14 protein-coding genes and 1 tRNA gene are annotated in these 15,166 nt (G+C 35.4%); 2 read left to right on the plus strand and 13 right to left on the minus strand.

All coding sequences use genetic code 11. The annotated features are described in order from the left end of the window. Positions 1 to 72 precede the first annotated feature (72 nt). From Q0X52_RS02885 to pheS, 4 genes are read right to left on the minus strand one after another with little or no spacing between them, the layout of a single operon-like run. Positions 73 to 897: a 4-hydroxy-3-methylbut-2-enyl diphosphate reductase gene (locus tag Q0X52_RS02885; protein ID WP_297574642.1), complete on the minus strand. Its 825-nt coding sequence runs from the start codon at positions 895 to 897 to the stop codon at positions 73 to 75. Then, positions 887 to 2,161, minus strand: coding sequence for a 3-phosphoshikimate 1-carboxyvinyltransferase (gene aroA / locus Q0X52_RS02890; RefSeq protein WP_297574644.1), 1,275 nt, complete (start codon positions 2,159 to 2,161; stop codon positions 887 to 889). The genes Q0X52_RS02885 and aroA overlap by 11 nt, the downstream gene beginning before the upstream one ends. Then, the gene (pheT, locus tag Q0X52_RS02895) at positions 2,158 to 4,488 is read right to left on the minus strand and encodes a phenylalanine--tRNA ligase subunit beta (protein WP_297574647.1); all 2,331 of its coding nucleotides are present in this window, start codon (positions 4,486 to 4,488) and stop codon (positions 2,158 to 2,160) included. Before pheT ends, aroA begins: the two co-directional genes overlap by 4 nt. Further along, positions 4,485 to 5,477 carry a phenylalanine--tRNA ligase subunit alpha gene (gene pheS / locus Q0X52_RS02900; protein WP_297574649.1) on the minus strand — a complete coding sequence of 331 codons (993 nt, stop codon included), beginning with the start codon at positions 5,475 to 5,477 and terminating at the stop codon, positions 4,485 to 4,487. Before pheS ends, pheT begins: the two co-directional genes overlap by 4 nt. Positions 5,478 to 5,625: 148 nt before the next feature. Between pheS and Q0X52_RS02905 the strand changes: the two genes are divergently transcribed. Further along, positions 5,626 to 5,982 (plus strand): histidine triad nucleotide-binding protein, encoded by a 357-nt coding sequence (locus Q0X52_RS02905; protein ID WP_297574652.1) that lies wholly within the window; start codon positions 5,626 to 5,628, stop codon positions 5,980 to 5,982. A gap of 31 nt (positions 5,983 to 6,013) precedes the next feature. On the opposite strand, the gene Q0X52_RS02910 is transcribed toward Q0X52_RS02905, so the two are convergent. Beyond that, a complete protein-coding gene (locus tag Q0X52_RS02910) occupies positions 6,014 to 6,430 on the minus strand; it encodes a TOBE domain-containing protein (RefSeq protein ID WP_297574655.1) in 417 nt (138 codons plus the stop codon). A 138-nt stretch (positions 6,431 to 6,568) separates the two neighbouring features. Between Q0X52_RS02910 and miaA the strand changes: the two genes are divergently transcribed. Next, positions 6,569 to 7,453 (plus strand): tRNA (adenosine(37)-N6)-dimethylallyltransferase MiaA, encoded by an 885-nt coding sequence (miaA, locus tag Q0X52_RS02915; RefSeq protein ID WP_297574659.1) that lies wholly within the window; start codon positions 6,569 to 6,571, stop codon positions 7,451 to 7,453. Between the two features lie 9 nt (positions 7,454 to 7,462). Here the strand turns inward: miaA and gltS are convergent, their stop codons facing one another. The 8 genes from gltS to Q0X52_RS02955 all read right to left on the minus strand — a co-directional run bounded on the left by gltS (position 7,463) and on the right by Q0X52_RS02955 (position 15,105). Continuing rightward, the gene (gene gltS / locus Q0X52_RS02920) at positions 7,463 to 8,767 is read right to left on the minus strand and encodes a sodium/glutamate symporter (RefSeq protein ID WP_297574662.1); all 1,305 of its coding nucleotides are present in this window, start codon (positions 8,765 to 8,767) and stop codon (positions 7,463 to 7,465) included. 73 nt (positions 8,768 to 8,840) lie between these two features. Next, complete coding sequence (locus Q0X52_RS02925) at positions 8,841 to 10,178, minus strand: sodium-dependent transporter (RefSeq protein ID WP_297574665.1); 1,338 nt, start codon at positions 10,176 to 10,178, stop codon at positions 8,841 to 8,843. Continuing rightward, positions 10,175 to 11,536, minus strand: coding sequence for a sodium-dependent transporter (locus Q0X52_RS02930; RefSeq protein ID WP_297574668.1), 1,362 nt, complete (start codon positions 11,534 to 11,536; stop codon positions 10,175 to 10,177). The genes Q0X52_RS02925 and Q0X52_RS02930 overlap by 4 nt, the downstream gene beginning before the upstream one ends. 1 nt (position 11,537) lies before the next feature. Further along, entirely contained in the window at positions 11,538 to 12,896 is a 1,359-nt protein-coding gene (locus Q0X52_RS02935) for a sodium-dependent transporter (RefSeq protein WP_297574670.1), read from the minus strand. Positions 12,897 to 12,999: 103 nt separating this feature from the next. Beyond that, positions 13,000 to 13,854, minus strand: a complete 855-nt coding sequence (locus tag Q0X52_RS02940; RefSeq protein ID WP_297574672.1) for a sulfatase-like hydrolase/transferase — start codon at positions 13,852 to 13,854, stop codon at positions 13,000 to 13,002. Between the two features lie 38 nt (positions 13,855 to 13,892). Continuing rightward, positions 13,893 to 14,564 carry a hypothetical protein gene (locus Q0X52_RS02945; protein WP_297574674.1) on the minus strand — a complete coding sequence of 224 codons (672 nt, stop codon included), beginning with the start codon at positions 14,562 to 14,564 and terminating at the stop codon, positions 13,893 to 13,895. A 65-nt stretch (positions 14,565 to 14,629) separates the two neighbouring features. Then, positions 14,630 to 14,715: transfer RNA gene (locus Q0X52_RS02950), tRNA-Leu, on the minus strand. Between the two features lie 36 nt (positions 14,716 to 14,751). Beyond that, positions 14,752 to 15,105: a F0F1 ATP synthase subunit C gene (locus tag Q0X52_RS02955; RefSeq protein ID WP_297574676.1), complete on the minus strand. Its 354-nt coding sequence runs from the start codon at positions 15,103 to 15,105 to the stop codon at positions 14,752 to 14,754. Positions 15,106 to 15,166 lie beyond the last annotated feature (61 nt).

Below are 15,166 nucleotides of genomic sequence, written 5' to 3' on the forward strand. Positions count from 1 at the left end.
CTTTAAATTTAATAAATATATTTGGCTTTTTTGCGGATATTGTTTTGGTAAATTTATAAATATAGTTGAAATTTAGACAAAACTCTCGATCTGTTTAATTACCTTTTGGATAATCCAATCAGGCGTGCTAGCACCAGCTGAGATACCACAAAGATTTTTGCCTATAAACCACTCTTTTTTAAGCTCTAACTCATTTTCTATATGGTAGCTATCTTTGCAAAACTGCTTTGAGATGAGAAAAAGTTGCTTTGTGTTTGATGAGTTTTTGCCACCAACTACTATCATAACATCGGCTCTTTGAGAGAGCTCTGTAATCGCCTTTTGATTTTGAGAGGTTGCGTTGCAAATGGTATTAAAAACTCTCACCTCTTTTGCTCTTCTTAAAAGATATCCCACCAAAACTTCAAAGTTTTCGATTTTTTTGGTAGTTTGAGAGATGAGTGCCACTTTGCCAAATTTAACTCCATCAAGCGTAGCTGGATCTGTAGTAACATAAACTTTTCCTTTGGCATATGACTTTACACCTTTAACTTCTGGATGATCTTCATCGCCAAAGATAACTACATCATAGCCCTCACTGCTCATCTCTTCTACAATTTGCTGTGGTTTGGTCACAAAAGGGCATGTAGCGTCAAATATCTCTTTGCCCTCAAATTTGAGCCTCTCATAGTCACTTTTTGCAATGCCGTGAGTTCTTATGATAACTCTTTTTTCATCTTTTAGCTCGTCAATGCTGTTTAGAGTTTTTACTCCATATCGCTCTTTAAGTCTTTTTATCTCTTCGTTGTTGTGTATAAGCTCGCCTATAGTTGCTGCGTTTTTTGTATTTTGCGCTATTCTAATTGCTCTTTTTACACCAAAGCAAAAGCCATAATTTTGTGCAAGCTCAATCTTCAACACTAACTCCAACACTTTTTAAGAGTGTTTTAAATTTCGGAAATGAGCTATCTATGCAAGCCGCGTCTTCAATAATCATACCGCACCTTAATCCCAAAATGGCAAAACTCATAGCTATGCGGTGATCGCCATTGGAGTCTATTATGGCAGGTTGTGGATTGCCGCCCTTTATTGCAAAGCCATCATCAAACTCCTCTACCTCTATCTTGCAAGCTCTAAGCCCCTCAACGACAACTTTAATGCGGTCGCACTCTTTAACTCTAAGCTCTTTTGCATTTCTTAGACTACTCTTTCCACTAGCGCAGACAAATGCCATTGCAAGGGCCGGTGCTTCATCTATGAGCCATGAGATATTCTCTTTTATATCGACTGCTTTTAGTGGTGCATACTCAACTACAATATCACCAATCTCCTCATACAAACTCTCTTTTTTTATAAACTCTATCTTTGCTCCCATTTGTGCCAAAATTTCATAGGCTTTTACTCTAGTTTTATTTAAAAGTAGATCTTTTAAAACAACTTTAGAGCCTGGAGTTATAGCCGCAGCTACAGCAAAATAAAATGCCGAACTTGGATCTGATGGGATTTTTATAGAAAGTGGAGATAGGGGCGAATTTAGCGGCTTAACATAGCTTACTAAGCCATCTGTTTTTATATCTGCGCCCATTCCTTTTAACATCTTTTCGCTATGATCTCTACTAAGCTCTGGCTCTTTGTAAGAGCAACCACTGCTTTTTAGCCCTGCAAGTATCATGGCTGACTTAACCTGTGCTGATGGTATCTTGCTCTCAAATTTAAAATAGTCAAGCTTTTTACCTCTTATGGCAATTGGTGCATACTCGCCATTTTTTACTCCATCAAACTTGGCTCCAACAGCCCCTAGTGGGTCCAAAACTCTTCTCATAGGTCTTTTATTTAGGTATCTATCGCCACTTAAGACAAAAAATCCATCTGTCGCTGCTAAAAAGCCCAAAAAAAGTCTCATAGTTGTTCCTGAGTTACCACACTCCAAAACTTCATTTGGCTCTTTTATGGTAATTGGCGGCTCTATAGTGATAGATGAGCCATTTTTATGGACTTTTGCGCCAAGTTTTTCTACGATATCTAAAGTGTGTAAAGTGTCATTTGCCAAAAGATAGTTCTCTATCTTTGACGGCTTGTTGCTAAGCAGAGAAAATATAGCTGCTCTATGAGAGAGTGATTTATCAGCTGCTATCTCTTCAAGAGTTGCTAATATCGGCTCTGTTTGCGTAAAAATTTTCATCTTAAATTTAGACCCAATTTGTCATTTAAGGAAGAGATAATTTTATCTACAAAGATAGTGACATCTTCATCTTTTAAGGTCTTTTCATCATCTTGAAAGGTGAGTTTTATTGTGAGGCTAAATTTATCTTTCAAACTCTCATCACTATAGATATCTGTTGGATAAAACTCCTTCAAATTTAGGATATCTAGCCCATCTATAATCTCTTTTATCTTTTCATATCTTAACTCTTTTGGGACTATAAGGCTGATGTCTCTTGTTATTGTAGGCATTTTGGAGTATTTTTTGGCAACTATCTTTTGAAATTTAAGCTTTGCAAAATCAACTTGACATAGATAGCTCTTATAAAGCTCTAACTCATTTTCCAAAGCAAGACTTACTCTGCCTATATAGCCGACAACTTCGCCATCTTGGACGATGTTTGCCTGCTCATATTGACTTAAAAATGGAAGCTTTTCTTTTGGTAGCTCTATCCTAAAGTCGCCTATGATATTTTGGATAAGGTTGGCAAAATAGATAAAATCAACCATTTTAGGTTTTGGTCCATTTAACAGACTTGACTCCTCTACATAGCCACTTGCTACAAATCCAAGAGCAACGCTCTCTCTTGCTATCTCATCAAAAATAGTTCCTATTTCAAAGAGCTTTATACTTTTTTTAGAGTTTTTGATATTTCTAAGGCTAGATTTTAAAAGATGGTTGATAAGCGTTGGTCTAAGTGTGTCTAGCTCGTTGTTTATCGGGTTTAATATCTCTTTTTGGCAAGGCTTAAAGCCAAGTTTACTAAGCTCTTCTTTACTATCAAAAGCGTAGTGAATGCACTCAATAAAGCCATTATTTGCAGCTTTGTATCTTATATTTTTTTGATTTGTGTAGAGTTCGTAACTTTTGTTTAGTCTGTTTTTCTCACTAAAAAGAAGTGGCCTTGACTCGATATTTTCAATCCCAATTATCCTTACTATCTCTTCGCAAATATCGTGAGAATTCTTGATATCATGCCTAAAAAATGGTACTCCAACATTGATAAGCTCTTGTGAAACATTGACATCAAAGCATAGTCTTTTAAGTATCTTTACAACGCTATTTTTATCGAGCTCTTTTCCAATCATACTACTTATCTCATCGATAGAAAAGCTAACAATAAAGCGCTCTTTGTGCGGACAAATTTGTTGAAAGCCGCCATATAAATTTATGCCACTCATCTTTGCTAAAAATGAGAAGAGAAAGTCACCACCTATCGTTAAATTTGGCTCAGAACCTCTAGTTGAGCGATAAAGATGTTCATCACCCTTTAGCTCTTTGTTTTGTCCAACTGCCTCTTGAATAGCTGTTGGCGCTGTGTAGTTTGCCTCTATAATGATAGTTTTGCTCTCATTATCCGCTCTAAATTCATCTACCTGTGAAATTCCAGCGATAGAAAGAAGTTTGTCGTTGGCATAAACGCCATAAGCGCCGCATTTTTCTTGCTTGATTGTAAATGTTATCTTATCGCAATCAGTGCAAATTTTATTTAGATCATAAGCTCTTAGAAGAACGCCTGTCGAATAGGTCGCATATGAGAGAATATCATCTATCTTTTTAGCACTATAAATACCAGCTGCCGCCAATCTTAGCTGCTTTAGAAGATCTAGCTTTGAGACATTTGAATTAACATCAAAGGCTCTATATTGAAATGAGCAATCTTGTAGCTTGGATGAGTTGATAGAGATAATTCTTCCAATACCCAAAAGGTTTTCTTTCTCATCATAATTAACCTCTTTTAGACTTATATCAAGCGCTGCACAAAGATCTCTAGCGATTCCATAGACACTTAGGCAATCTCCTCTATTTGGAGTTAAGTCTATCTCAAAAATTTCATCATTTAGCCATGGATTTTTGCAAAGCTCCTCGCCCAAAGTAAGCTCTCCAATGCTACTATCAAGCACCATAATACCATCATTTATCTTTGGCAGTCCAAGCTCTGTTGAAGAACAGATCATTCCAAAACTCTCAACTCCTCTTAGCTTTGACTTTTTTATCTTAAAATCACCCGGCAAAACCGCCCCAATCAAAGCAACAGCGACATATTGACCAACAGCTACATTTTTTGCACCGCAAACTATCTGCAATGTCTCATCTGCAACATCAACTTCACAGACACTTAGATGATCTGAGTTTTCATGCTTTGCTTTGCTTTTTACAAAACCAATAACTACCTTTGAAGGTATAGCAATCTCTCTATAACCGCCAACTTCAAGCCCTATTGAGTTTAGGGTCTCTTGTAGCTTTTGACTTGAAATTTCTCTTATATCTACCCACTCTTGCAACCAATTTCTTGTTATTATCATTTAAACTGCTCCAATAGTCTCATATCTCCTTCAAACATACTTCTTAAGTCTGGAATCTGATGAAGTAGCATAGCAAATCGCTCTATACCAAGCCCAAACGCATATCCACTTACATTTTCATAACCAACATGAGTAAAGACATTTGGATCTACAACGCCACTTCCAAGAACCTCTAGCCAACCTGTATTTGAGCAGACTCTACAGCCCTCTCCTTTACAAAAAATACAACTTATATCCACCTCGGCAGATGGCTCAGTAAATGGGAAAAAGCTAGGTCTAAATCTAACCTTTACATCGCCAAACATATATCTTAAGAAGTCTTCTAAAAGGTATTTTAAATTTGAAAAGCTAACTTTATTGCCCTTTTCTACTACAAGCCCCTCAATCTGATGAAACATAGGCGTGTGAGTAAGGTCTAGATCTCTTCTAAAAACAGCACCTGGCGCTATCATGCGAATTGGCGGCTTTTGTTTTAGCATAGTTCTAATCTGCACTGGACTTGTGTGAGTTCTAAGGAGATTTTTGTTGCTTAGATAAAATGTATCTTGCATATCTCTTGCTGGGTGGTATTTTGGTAAATTTAGCGCCTCAAAGTTGTAAAAATCCTCTTCTATCAAAGGTCCGCTCTCAAGTGAGAAGTTTTGCGCCAAAAAATACTCTATGATTTTGTCCATAGTTGCCGTTATTGGGTGGAGTGCGCCGATACTTTTTTGCTCATTAAAAAGCGTTACATCGATAGCTTGCTCCTCTTCTTTTTGTAAAATCTCTTTTGTCTCTAGCTCGATTTTTTTCTTGGCTATAAAAGCATTTAGGCTATCTCTTTGCTCATTTAGGCTCTTTGCCATCTCTTTTTTCTTAGTTGCGTCTAGCTCTTTTAGTTTGCTAAATTGCTCTGTTAAAATGCCCTTTTTACCAAGATATTCAACTCTAAGTCTATCAAGTTCATCAAGGTTTTTGACATCTTCTATTTTGGCTTTTAAATTTTGCACCTATTTATCCTTAGTTATTTGAAGTTAAGCAGACATTCTAATCAATTTTTTATAAAAAATAGGTAAATTATCAAAAAAGCAATCTAACCTGATTTCTCTTATATTTTGATATAATCAACCATAAATTTAAGGAGCATAAGGAGCAAAAATGACAATATTTGAAAAAATTGTAGCAGGAGAAATTCCTTGCAATAAAGTTTTGGAAAATGATGATTTTTTGGCATTTCATGATATCAACCCAAAGGCACCAATTCACATCTTAATCATTCCTAAAAAGTGCTATAAAAACTTTCAGGAGGTAGATCCATCAATAATGTCAGCAATGACTGAGTTTATCCACAAAGTTGCCAAAACTATGGGCGTTGATAAAACTGGCTATAGGCTTATCACAAATTGTGGTGAAAATGCTGGTCAAGAGGTCATGCACCTACACTTTCATCTACTTGGCGGAACAAAACTTAGCTGGGATAGAAGTAGCGGAAGTAATACAAAAGATGAGTTTTAGTTTAGGCGCGAAATTTAGCGCCTAAATAGCTCTATTTTTTGGCAACAATTATGTTGGTAGCCTTTATCAAGGCTCTAACTTTGCTGCCCTTTTTTAGTCCTAAATTTTTGCTTGACTCTTTGGTGATAACGGCAACAATTGTAACACCATTTGTCACCTCAATAACAACTTCAGAGCTTACAACTCCATCGCTTACATCCAAAACAACGCCTGCAAGATCATTGGAAGCACTTGTATTTAGGTCATCTTTTGTTGCAATAAGCACATCAAATGCCTTAAACATAAATAAAACTTCATCGCCCTCTTTTAAGCCAAGTCTTTTTTCAGACTCTAAAGTTATCGTTGCTTTTAAAACTTGATCTTTCAAACTAGCAGTTACAACAGAATTTGCGATACCGCTGGTTATATTTTTGATTTTGACTTTTAGTTGATTTCTTGCACTAAACATAGTCTCTCCTTCTGTTTTAATTGGTAAATTTATTATAATACGATTTGCTAAATTTATAAAAAATTATCTTAAATTTGACGTTTGAAAACTTTGGATAAATTTAGAGTTTGAAATTTAGCAAAATAAAAAAGGTTGCAAATGTTTTTTGAATGTGCATTAATAGGAGCGACAGCAAGTGGCAAAAGCGCCCTTGCAATTGAGCTTGCAAAAGTTATAAATGGAGTTATTTTAAGCCTTGACTCACTTGCTTGCTACAAAAAGATAGATATCGCAAGTGCAAAACCGACCCAAAAAGAGTTAGAGAGTGTAAGGCATTTTGGTATAAATTTGGTCTATCCTGATGCCAAGTTTAATGTAGTTAAATTTATAGATGAGTATAAAATAGCCAAAAATTATGCCCAAAAAAGAAAAATTCCACTCATCATCACAGGTGGCAGTAGCTTCTATCTAAACAGCATGCTAAAAGGACTTGTGCCCTATGTCAAGCCCTCAAATTTAACTCTTAGCAATGATGAAATTTGGGAACTTATACTAAAGATAGATCCGCTCTTTAGCGCCAAATTTAGTAAAAATGACAGCTATAGACTAAATAGATGGTTAGATATCTACACAGCAACTAAACAGATCCCAACTCAATTTTTAAAAGAGCAGACACAAAAACCAACTATCGAAAAAATTCCAATCTACGAAATCAAGATGGATAGAGCAGAGCTTCGAGATAAGATCAAACAAAGAACAAAAGAGATGATTGGGCTTGGGCTTTTAGGTGAGGCAAAGATGCTTTTTGATGAGTATGGAAGAGAGCATAAAGCCCTTCAATCGATAGGTCTTAAAGAGTGTGGAGATTTTTTTGATGGCAAGATAAAAGACGAAGATGAACTTGTAGAACTTATCTCAACTCACACCGCCCAACTTGCAAAACGTCAAACTACCTTCAATCGCTCTAAATTTAAGGATAAATTTAGTGGCGATAAAGAGAGTATTGCAAAAGAGATTTTAAGACTAAGAGAGGCTAACTCTTAGTCTTTGTAATTAGCCAAAAAATGGCAACTTCAAAAAGAGCCCAAGCACTATGGCATTTGCAATATCTATAAAAAAGCCACCCATTACAGGAACTATTATAAATGAGATTTTTGATGGTCCAAAGTGATTAGTTACAACTTGTAAGTTAGCAACAGCTGTTGGTGTAGCGCCCATTCCAAAACCACAATGTCCTGCAACCATGCAAGCTGCGTTGTAGTCTCTTCCACAAATTCCAAATGTAACATATCTCACATAGACTATGATTAGTAGAGTCTGAACCACAAGAAGAGTGATAAGTGGAACTGCTAATTTTGTAAGCTGAACCAAATTTAAAGTCATTATTGCCATCGCTAAAAAGAGTGACAATGAGACATTTCCAATAACTCCAATCTCTCTATCAAAGATATTGTGAAGACTTGAGTAAGAAAGAACATTTCTTATAATAATTCCAGCAAAAAGGCACCAAACAAAGGTTGGTAAAGTTATAGCGCTTCCCTTTGTAAGCACGGAGATAGTTGTTCCAAAAAACATAGCAACTGCAAAAAGTCCAAGGCTTTTTATAAATGATTGCGCAGTTATTAGGCGCTGTTTTTTTGGCTCTTCGAAAATCTCATCGCTAATATTTGCAACATCTATAGGCTCAGTTGGCTTTAGTTTAAATTTGCTGATAAGATGATTTGCCATCGGACCGCCTATCAGACCGCCAGCTATAAGTCCATAAGTTGCGCTAGCCATCGCTATCTCTTTTGCTGCCTCAAAACTATAAGGAGCTGCCTCAAAAACTGCACTCCAAGCAGCGCCCGTTCCATGACCGCCACTTAGCGTAATTGAGCCAGCGAGTAAGCCAATTAGAGGATTTTCTCCAAGCAGAGACATAACAGCGATTCCTGCGATATTTTGCACAATCAAAAAGAGGCAGACAGCTATACCAAACAAAACTAAAAGCCTGCCGCCCTTTTTAAGGCTTGCAATGTCGGCGCCAAGTCCAACTGAGGTAAAAAACATAAGCATCAAAGGATCTTTTATACTATCTTCAAAGCCAACAGAGATATTAAAAGAAAATTTCAATATAAAAAATACAATCGCCGCAACAAGTCCGCCCGTAACTGGCTCAGGAATATCATATGTGTTTAGAAACTTTATCTTTTTGGTAAGAAAGCTACCTATAAGCAAAACTAGCAAAATGGCTGCAAAAGTTGAGTAAAAATCAAGCACAATATGATATGCAAAGACTCCCTCTTGCAACTCCTTAATAACTTTGAAAAAGGCAAATTTAAACTCAAAAATACCATTTCCAATATCAACAAAATTCATACTCTCCCCCATATATGGTCTTAAAAATCATTATTTTAGCAAAAAAATTTTATTGCAACTTTAATTCTTAAATTTAACCTATAAACTCATTTACAACTATCACAACAACCCCAAGTGGCGCTATATATCTTAAGAAAAAATACCAAATAGCAAAGCCAACTCTACCCATATCTTTATTAAGAAGATTGTAAATTTGCTCCCTTTTCATCACAAATCCCACAAACAAAGCGGTTGTAATTGCACCAAGTGGCAACATGATATTTGAAGTTAAAAAGTCCAATATATCAAAAAAGCTCTTGCCAAAAAAGGTGAAGCTCTCCTGATATCTAACATGCATAGAGAGTATGCAAGAAAGACTAAGCAAAAAGATAAAAATTCCTGTAAAAAAGAGTGCTTTATATCTTTTTATGTTGTATTTATTGACTAGATAGAAGATAAATGGTTCAATCATCGAAACAGCGCTAGTAATACCTGCAAAAAAGAGCGATACAAAAAACAAAACCGCTAAGATATTGCCAACTATACCAAGTTTTGAAAAAAGAGCGCTAAGAGAGACCATAACAAGTCCCACGCCTTGCTGTGTTGGATCGCCACCAAACTCAAAAATAAAGGTAAAGACTATCATACCCATCATAAGACCAATTAGAATATTTATAAGAATGATGTTGATGGAGCTTTTTATGAGATTGGTATTGTCATCAAGCGAGGCTGCATATGTCAAAATGCACCCTATTCCAACGCAAAGCGTAAAAAATGCAAGTCCAAGTGCTGTTAAAACGCTATCTAAATTTATCTTTGAAAAGTCGGGCTTAAAGAGAAATTTAAAAGCCTCACTTGAGCCACTCATCGTAAGAGAGTAGCAAAGCATTAACAAAAGCAAGATAAAAAGTGTTGGCATCATTATGATATTTAGTCGCTCAATGCCGCTTTTTATACCTTTTGAAACAACTGCCAAAGTAGAAAATAGTGCTATTAAGTAAAAAAATAGATTTTCACCAAGGCTATTTGTGATGAAGTTTCCAAAGAGTAGATCGGCTGCTTCTATGCTATTTGGAAGTTCAAAAAATCCAACAAAAATATACTTTATAACCCAGCCAAGAATAACTAGATAAAAGGACAAAACAAAAATACCGCTTATCATAAAAAAGCCAGCATATTGCCACCTATCGCCATTTTTAGGTGCTAGAGTTTTATAGGCGCCAACGGGATCTTTTCTACTAATTCGCCCCATGGCAATCTCAGCCAAAAATATGCTAAAACCAATCGTTAAAGTTAGTAAAAGATACAAAAGCACAAAGGCAAAGCCACCATTTTGTCCAACCAAAGTTGGAAACTTCCATGCATTGCCAAGCCCAACAGCACCACCCGCAACTGCCAATACAAAGCCGATTTTACTAAATTTATCACTCACTTGCTAAGTCCTAAAAATTTTAAAATACCAAGCTGTTCTAACATTATGATAAGAACTGCAATAGGCGCTACAAATCTTAATAAAAAATACCAAAGCTCAAAGATAGCCCTACCCATATATCTTCCAAGAAGTATAAGCAAAGAGCGCTTTTTAAGGATAAATCCTACGAAAATAGCTGTTACAATTCCGCTTACTGGCATTAAGATGTTTGAGGTAAGATAGTCTAGGCAGTCAAAAAAGCTCTTTCCAAAGAGTGAAAAACTCCCAGATGTTGGTATGTAGTAGCCAAATATACAACAAAGTCCCAAAATATAAGTGATAGTAAATATACAAATTATCGCCTTTATTCGTGTAAAACCATGATTGTTTATAAGATAAAAAATAGTTGGCTCAATCATCGAAACAGCAGAAGTAATTGCAGCAAAAAGAAGTGCTACAAAAAAGCCAACTGCCAAGATATGACCCGCTATGCCAAGTTTTGAAAAAAGCATAGTAAGCGAGATAAAGATGAGTCCTGGACCCTCTTGATTTGGATTGGCATTAAAAGTAAAAATAAAGGTAAAGACTATAAGCCCCATCATTATGCCAATTAAGATATTTATAAAAACAATGCTTAGACTTGAAGTTAAGATGTTTGTTTTTGCTGGTAGGCTTGCAGCGTAGGTTATGATAGTTGTAACACCCAAAGAGAGTGTAAAAAATGCAAGTCCCAAAGCCTTTAAAACACTATCTTTATTTAACGCACCAAAGTCAGGAATAAGTAGAAATTTGAGACTCTTTACAAAACCTTCAGCACTTACTGAATATAAAACCATCAAAATCAAAAGTATAAAAAGCGCTGGCATCATCCAAACATTAAGCCGCTCAATGCCGCTTTTTACACCTTTTGAAAGTATATAGAAGCAAACTACCGAACAGATAGTAAAGCAAACTACGCTAACTAAAAGACTTGAACTTAAAAGAGTGCCAAATTTATCTGCGCTCTCCTCTATTGTTTTTGGTAGGTAGTAAATGCTTGTTATGGTGTATTTTAAAATCCAGCCCATAACTACGCTATAAAATGAGTAGATAAGGAGCGCAGTTATCATAAAATATCCTGCAAATTTCCACTTTTCTTTATGTTTTGGTGCAAGTTTTCTAAAGGCACTTACCGCGTCACTTTCAGAAAGCCGCCCTATAGCAATCTCAGCCAAAAATATGACAAAGCTAACACCCAAAGTCAGGATAAGATACAAAAGTATAAAGGCACTTCCGCCATTTTGTCCGACCAAAGTTGGAAACTTCCAGGCATTGCCAAGTCCAACAGCGCTTCCTGCAACTGCTAAGATAAAACCAATTTTGCTAAATTTCTCATTCATCTTAACCACCTATCAAATCTTTAAAAATCAACTCATAAAGCATTATTACAACAACCGCAACAGGAGAGATAAAACGAACGAAAAAATACCAAATATCAAAGGTAGTTTTACTCATATATGACGAAAATAGCTTATAAATTTGTCTTTTATCCATATAAAAACCTACAAATATAGCTGCAAAAAATCCGCCAAGTGGCATCATCCAGTTGGAAGCAACATAGTCTAAAATATCAAAAAAGCTCTTGTCAAAAAAGGTAAAATAGCTACTAGTAACAACATAGTATGAGAGTATGCACAAACTTCCAAGCGCATAGACTATGCTGCCTATTAAGATGAGTGCCTTTTTTCTAGAGCAATTAAAGGAATTTATAAGATAGAAGGTAAATGGCTCTACCATAGAAACAGCGCTTGTAAGACCAGCAAATATGAGTGCTACAAAGAAAAATATCGCCAAAACTTTACCTAAAATCCCAAGATTGGCAAAAAGAGTTGCCAAAGAGATAAAGATAAGTCCAGGACCTTGACTAACACTAGCGTTAAACTCAAAAATAAAGGTAAAGACTATAAGCCCCATCATAAGTCCGATAAGACAATTTATAAGTATGATAATAAGCGTGCTATTTACAAAGTTGGTCTTTTCGTTTAGCGAAGCTGAATAGGTGATAACTGAACCAACTCCAATAGATAGGCTAAAAAACGATAAGCCTAAAGCTTGCAAAAATGCACTTACTCCAACCTTTGAAAAGTCAGGAACAAAAAGAAATTCTGCAGCTTTCCAAAAGCCACTCATACTAACAGAGTAGCCAAGCAAAAGTATCAAAAGTATAAAAAGTGTTGGCATCATCCAAACATTTAACTTCTCAATGCCACTAATCACCCCTTTAGAAACTACCCAAAAAACAGCTATAAAAATTAAACTAAAGCAGATAAATTGACTAAGCGGATCATTGGTTATAAGATTTTCAAAAAGCTCTTTACTACTATTAATGTCCGTTGGAAGTGAACCAAAACTTAAAAATAGATATTTAAGCGCCCAACCTATAATAATGCTATAAAAGCTAACTATCATAATAGCGCCTATCATACTATATCCCACAAATCTCCAAGGGCTTTTGTCGTGCGAGAGTGCCTTGTAGGCATTGACTGGATCTTTTCTACTAAGCCTACCGATACTTAACTCAGCCAAAAATATGACAAAGCCAACGCCTAAAGTCAGGATAAGATAGAGAAGTATAAAGGCACTTCCGCCATTTTCTCCAACCATTGTAGGAAACTTCCACGCATTGCCAAGTCCAACAGCACTTCCTGCAACTGCTAAGATAAAACCAACTCTACTAAATTTAGTAACTTTTGAACTCATAAAACCAACCTAAAAAAATAATCCCCTATGGTATCGAAAAGAAACTTAAACATATAATAAAAATATTTTAAATTTAGAAAGTAGTTAAATATCTATTGATATATCAATTAAAATTCTCAATAACCTTTGCGCTATCTGGTTTTTTACTTTTTATGAAATTTTTATCAATGTCTATGATATCTTTTTGCTCTATTGGCTCAAAAATATCATTAGTTATTTTTATGTTAGATGTAGTTATGCCTGTCCATTTTGCAAAACTCTGGGCAAAGTAGTTGCCATAGCTTCTATTTTTTACAAATTTACGACCAACATCATCACTTGATAACCTTATTAGTGGAACTGCAAAATGCTCTTTTGCGGCTATAGATGAATTTATTGCTAAACTCAATTCTCCCTTTTTAACTCGGTGAGTAAGTCCATGATCTGAGAAATATATCATAGAAAAACTCTCATTATTATCTTTGTAATTTTTGTTCAAAATACCATAAAGCTCTTTTAAAAAACTATCAGTTTGCTCAATAGTTTTTAAGTAACAGTAGATATTGATATCTTTTCTACCTTTATTTTTTACATATAGCTTTCTTGGAATTCTGTTACAAAAACTAGGGTGTGAGCCGATAAGATGTAGAAAAAATACTCTATTTTTATCGCTTTTGGTAGTTAAAAATTCTTTAAATTTGGGCAAAAGTTCAAAATCAAAGCTATTTTTGCTATCATAATCAACACTTTTTAAAAAGAAAAGGTGATTTGCATTTTTTGCCATTTTGGTAATTGGTGTGTCATTTTGACCCATAAAACCTTGATTGGATAGCCAATAGGTCTCATATCCTGCAAGAGTAGAGAGAGTTACTATATTGTTTGCTATATTTTGCTTATAGCCATTGCTACTATCTGGGTATGCCAACGCCCAACTAAGCGATGGAATTGTATTTAGACCAACACTATTAAAACCATCCACAAAAAGACCATTTACACTATCTAAAAATGGAGTATTTTCTAGCGGGATCCATATACATGATGATAGTCTCTCCTTGCACTCTCACCGATAACTACAACATAGTTTTTATATCTTGGCTCAACTTTTACTATCTTCCAACTACTCTGAAGTGGTTTTTTAAGCTCTTTCATCTCTTGATATGAAGAGTTAAAGTAAATAACGCCATCTGTAATTGTATAAAGTGGTGCATTTTTTGCAAATATAGTTGGTATAAAGGCGATTATCGCAAAGATAAAAAGTGGTTTCTTGACCTTTAAATTTATACTCTCTTTTGCCAAAAGCTTTCTAAATAGCACTACAAAAACAATACAAAGAGCTGAATAGATAAAATAGTCATATGGTATATTTTGAAAAAACTCATTTACCTCACTACCATATGTTGCCCAAATAGCCATAAAATACCAAAGAGAAATTCTTCCATGCACAAGACCAATTGGTGCCCAAAAACTAAGAATTACAATATAAGGAAAAGCAATATACCAAAAAAATCTTTTGTAATATAGCGAAATAAAGAGCAATGAAGAAAATGAAATAAAATTTACAAAGTAGTTATATCTAAATTTATAGTAATTTGTCCCACTCCCAAGTACAAGATAGTGAGATATAAGCAAAACCCCAACTAATATAAATATCACTTTTAAAATGTGACATCTATCATAATCTCTTATCACCTAAAATACTTAAATATAAGATATAAATTTAAATAAACTAAAACTATAAGAAATTAAATATAAGATGGTGCGATCAGCGAGACTTGAACTCGCACGAGCGTGGCTCACTACCCCCTCAAGATAGCGTGTCTACCAGTTCCACCATGATCGCAAAAAAGCCGAACCCAAAAAATGGGTCCGAATACACTTAGGCTACAACAGCTCCAATTGTCTTTGTTATAAGTGGGTTTGCATAAAGCAACAATAGTGCAATAACAAGACCATAGATAACTTGAGCCTCAATCATCGCCAAAGAGATAAACATTGTAGTTGTAAGTCTGCTTCCAACGCCTGGGTTTCTAGCAATTCCGCTAATTACAGCAGCTGATGTATTTCCCATAGCCAAAGCTCCACCAAGAGCTGGAACACCCAAAACAAAAGCGGCTGCTATAAATGAATATGAAGCCAATGTTGTATAAGTTGCCAACATCTCACTACTCTCTATATCGCCAGCAAAAGCAAAAGCAGAAAGTGCCAAAACAAAAAGAATAACTCTTTTCATAAAAAATCCTTTAAAATATAGTCTTTAAAGCTCTTTTCGGTTCAATGCCCCTACTCCAAAC

The organism is uncultured Campylobacter sp., from assembly GCF_947255105.1.
Taxonomy (GTDB): Bacteria; Campylobacterota; Campylobacteria; order Campylobacterales; family Campylobacteraceae; genus Campylobacter_B.

Bases quoted from the DNA above. Each gene is read 5' to 3' on its own strand.
- pheT (WP_297574647.1), bottom strand. From the start codon at position 4,488: ATGATAATAACAAGAAATTGGTTGCAAGAGTGGGTAGATATAAGAGAA.
- Q0X52_RS02905 (WP_297574652.1), top strand. From the start codon at position 5,626: ATGACAATATTTGAAAAAATTGTAGCAGGAGAAATTCCTTGCAATAAA.
- Q0X52_RS02930 (WP_297574668.1), bottom strand. From the start codon at position 11,536: ATGAATGAGAAATTTAGCAAAATTGGTTTTATCTTAGCAGTTGCAGGA.
- aroA (WP_297574644.1), bottom strand. From the start codon at position 2,161: ATGAAAATTTTTACGCAAACAGAGCCGATATTAGCAACTCTTGAAGAG.
- miaA (WP_297574659.1), top strand. From the start codon at position 6,569: ATGTTTTTTGAATGTGCATTAATAGGAGCGACAGCAAGTGGCAAAAGC.
- Q0X52_RS02935 (WP_297574670.1), bottom strand. From the start codon at position 12,896: ATGAGTTCAAAAGTTACTAAATTTAGTAGAGTTGGTTTTATCTTAGCA.
- Q0X52_RS02910 (WP_297574655.1), bottom strand. From the start codon at position 6,430: ATGTTTAGTGCAAGAAATCAACTAAAAGTCAAAATCAAAAATATAACC.
- Q0X52_RS02955 (WP_297574676.1), bottom strand. From the start codon at position 15,105: ATGAAAAGAGTTATTCTTTTTGTTTTGGCACTTTCTGCTTTTGCTTTT.
- gltS (WP_297574662.1), bottom strand. From the start codon at position 8,767: ATGAATTTTGTTGATATTGGAAATGGTATTTTTGAGTTTAAATTTGCC.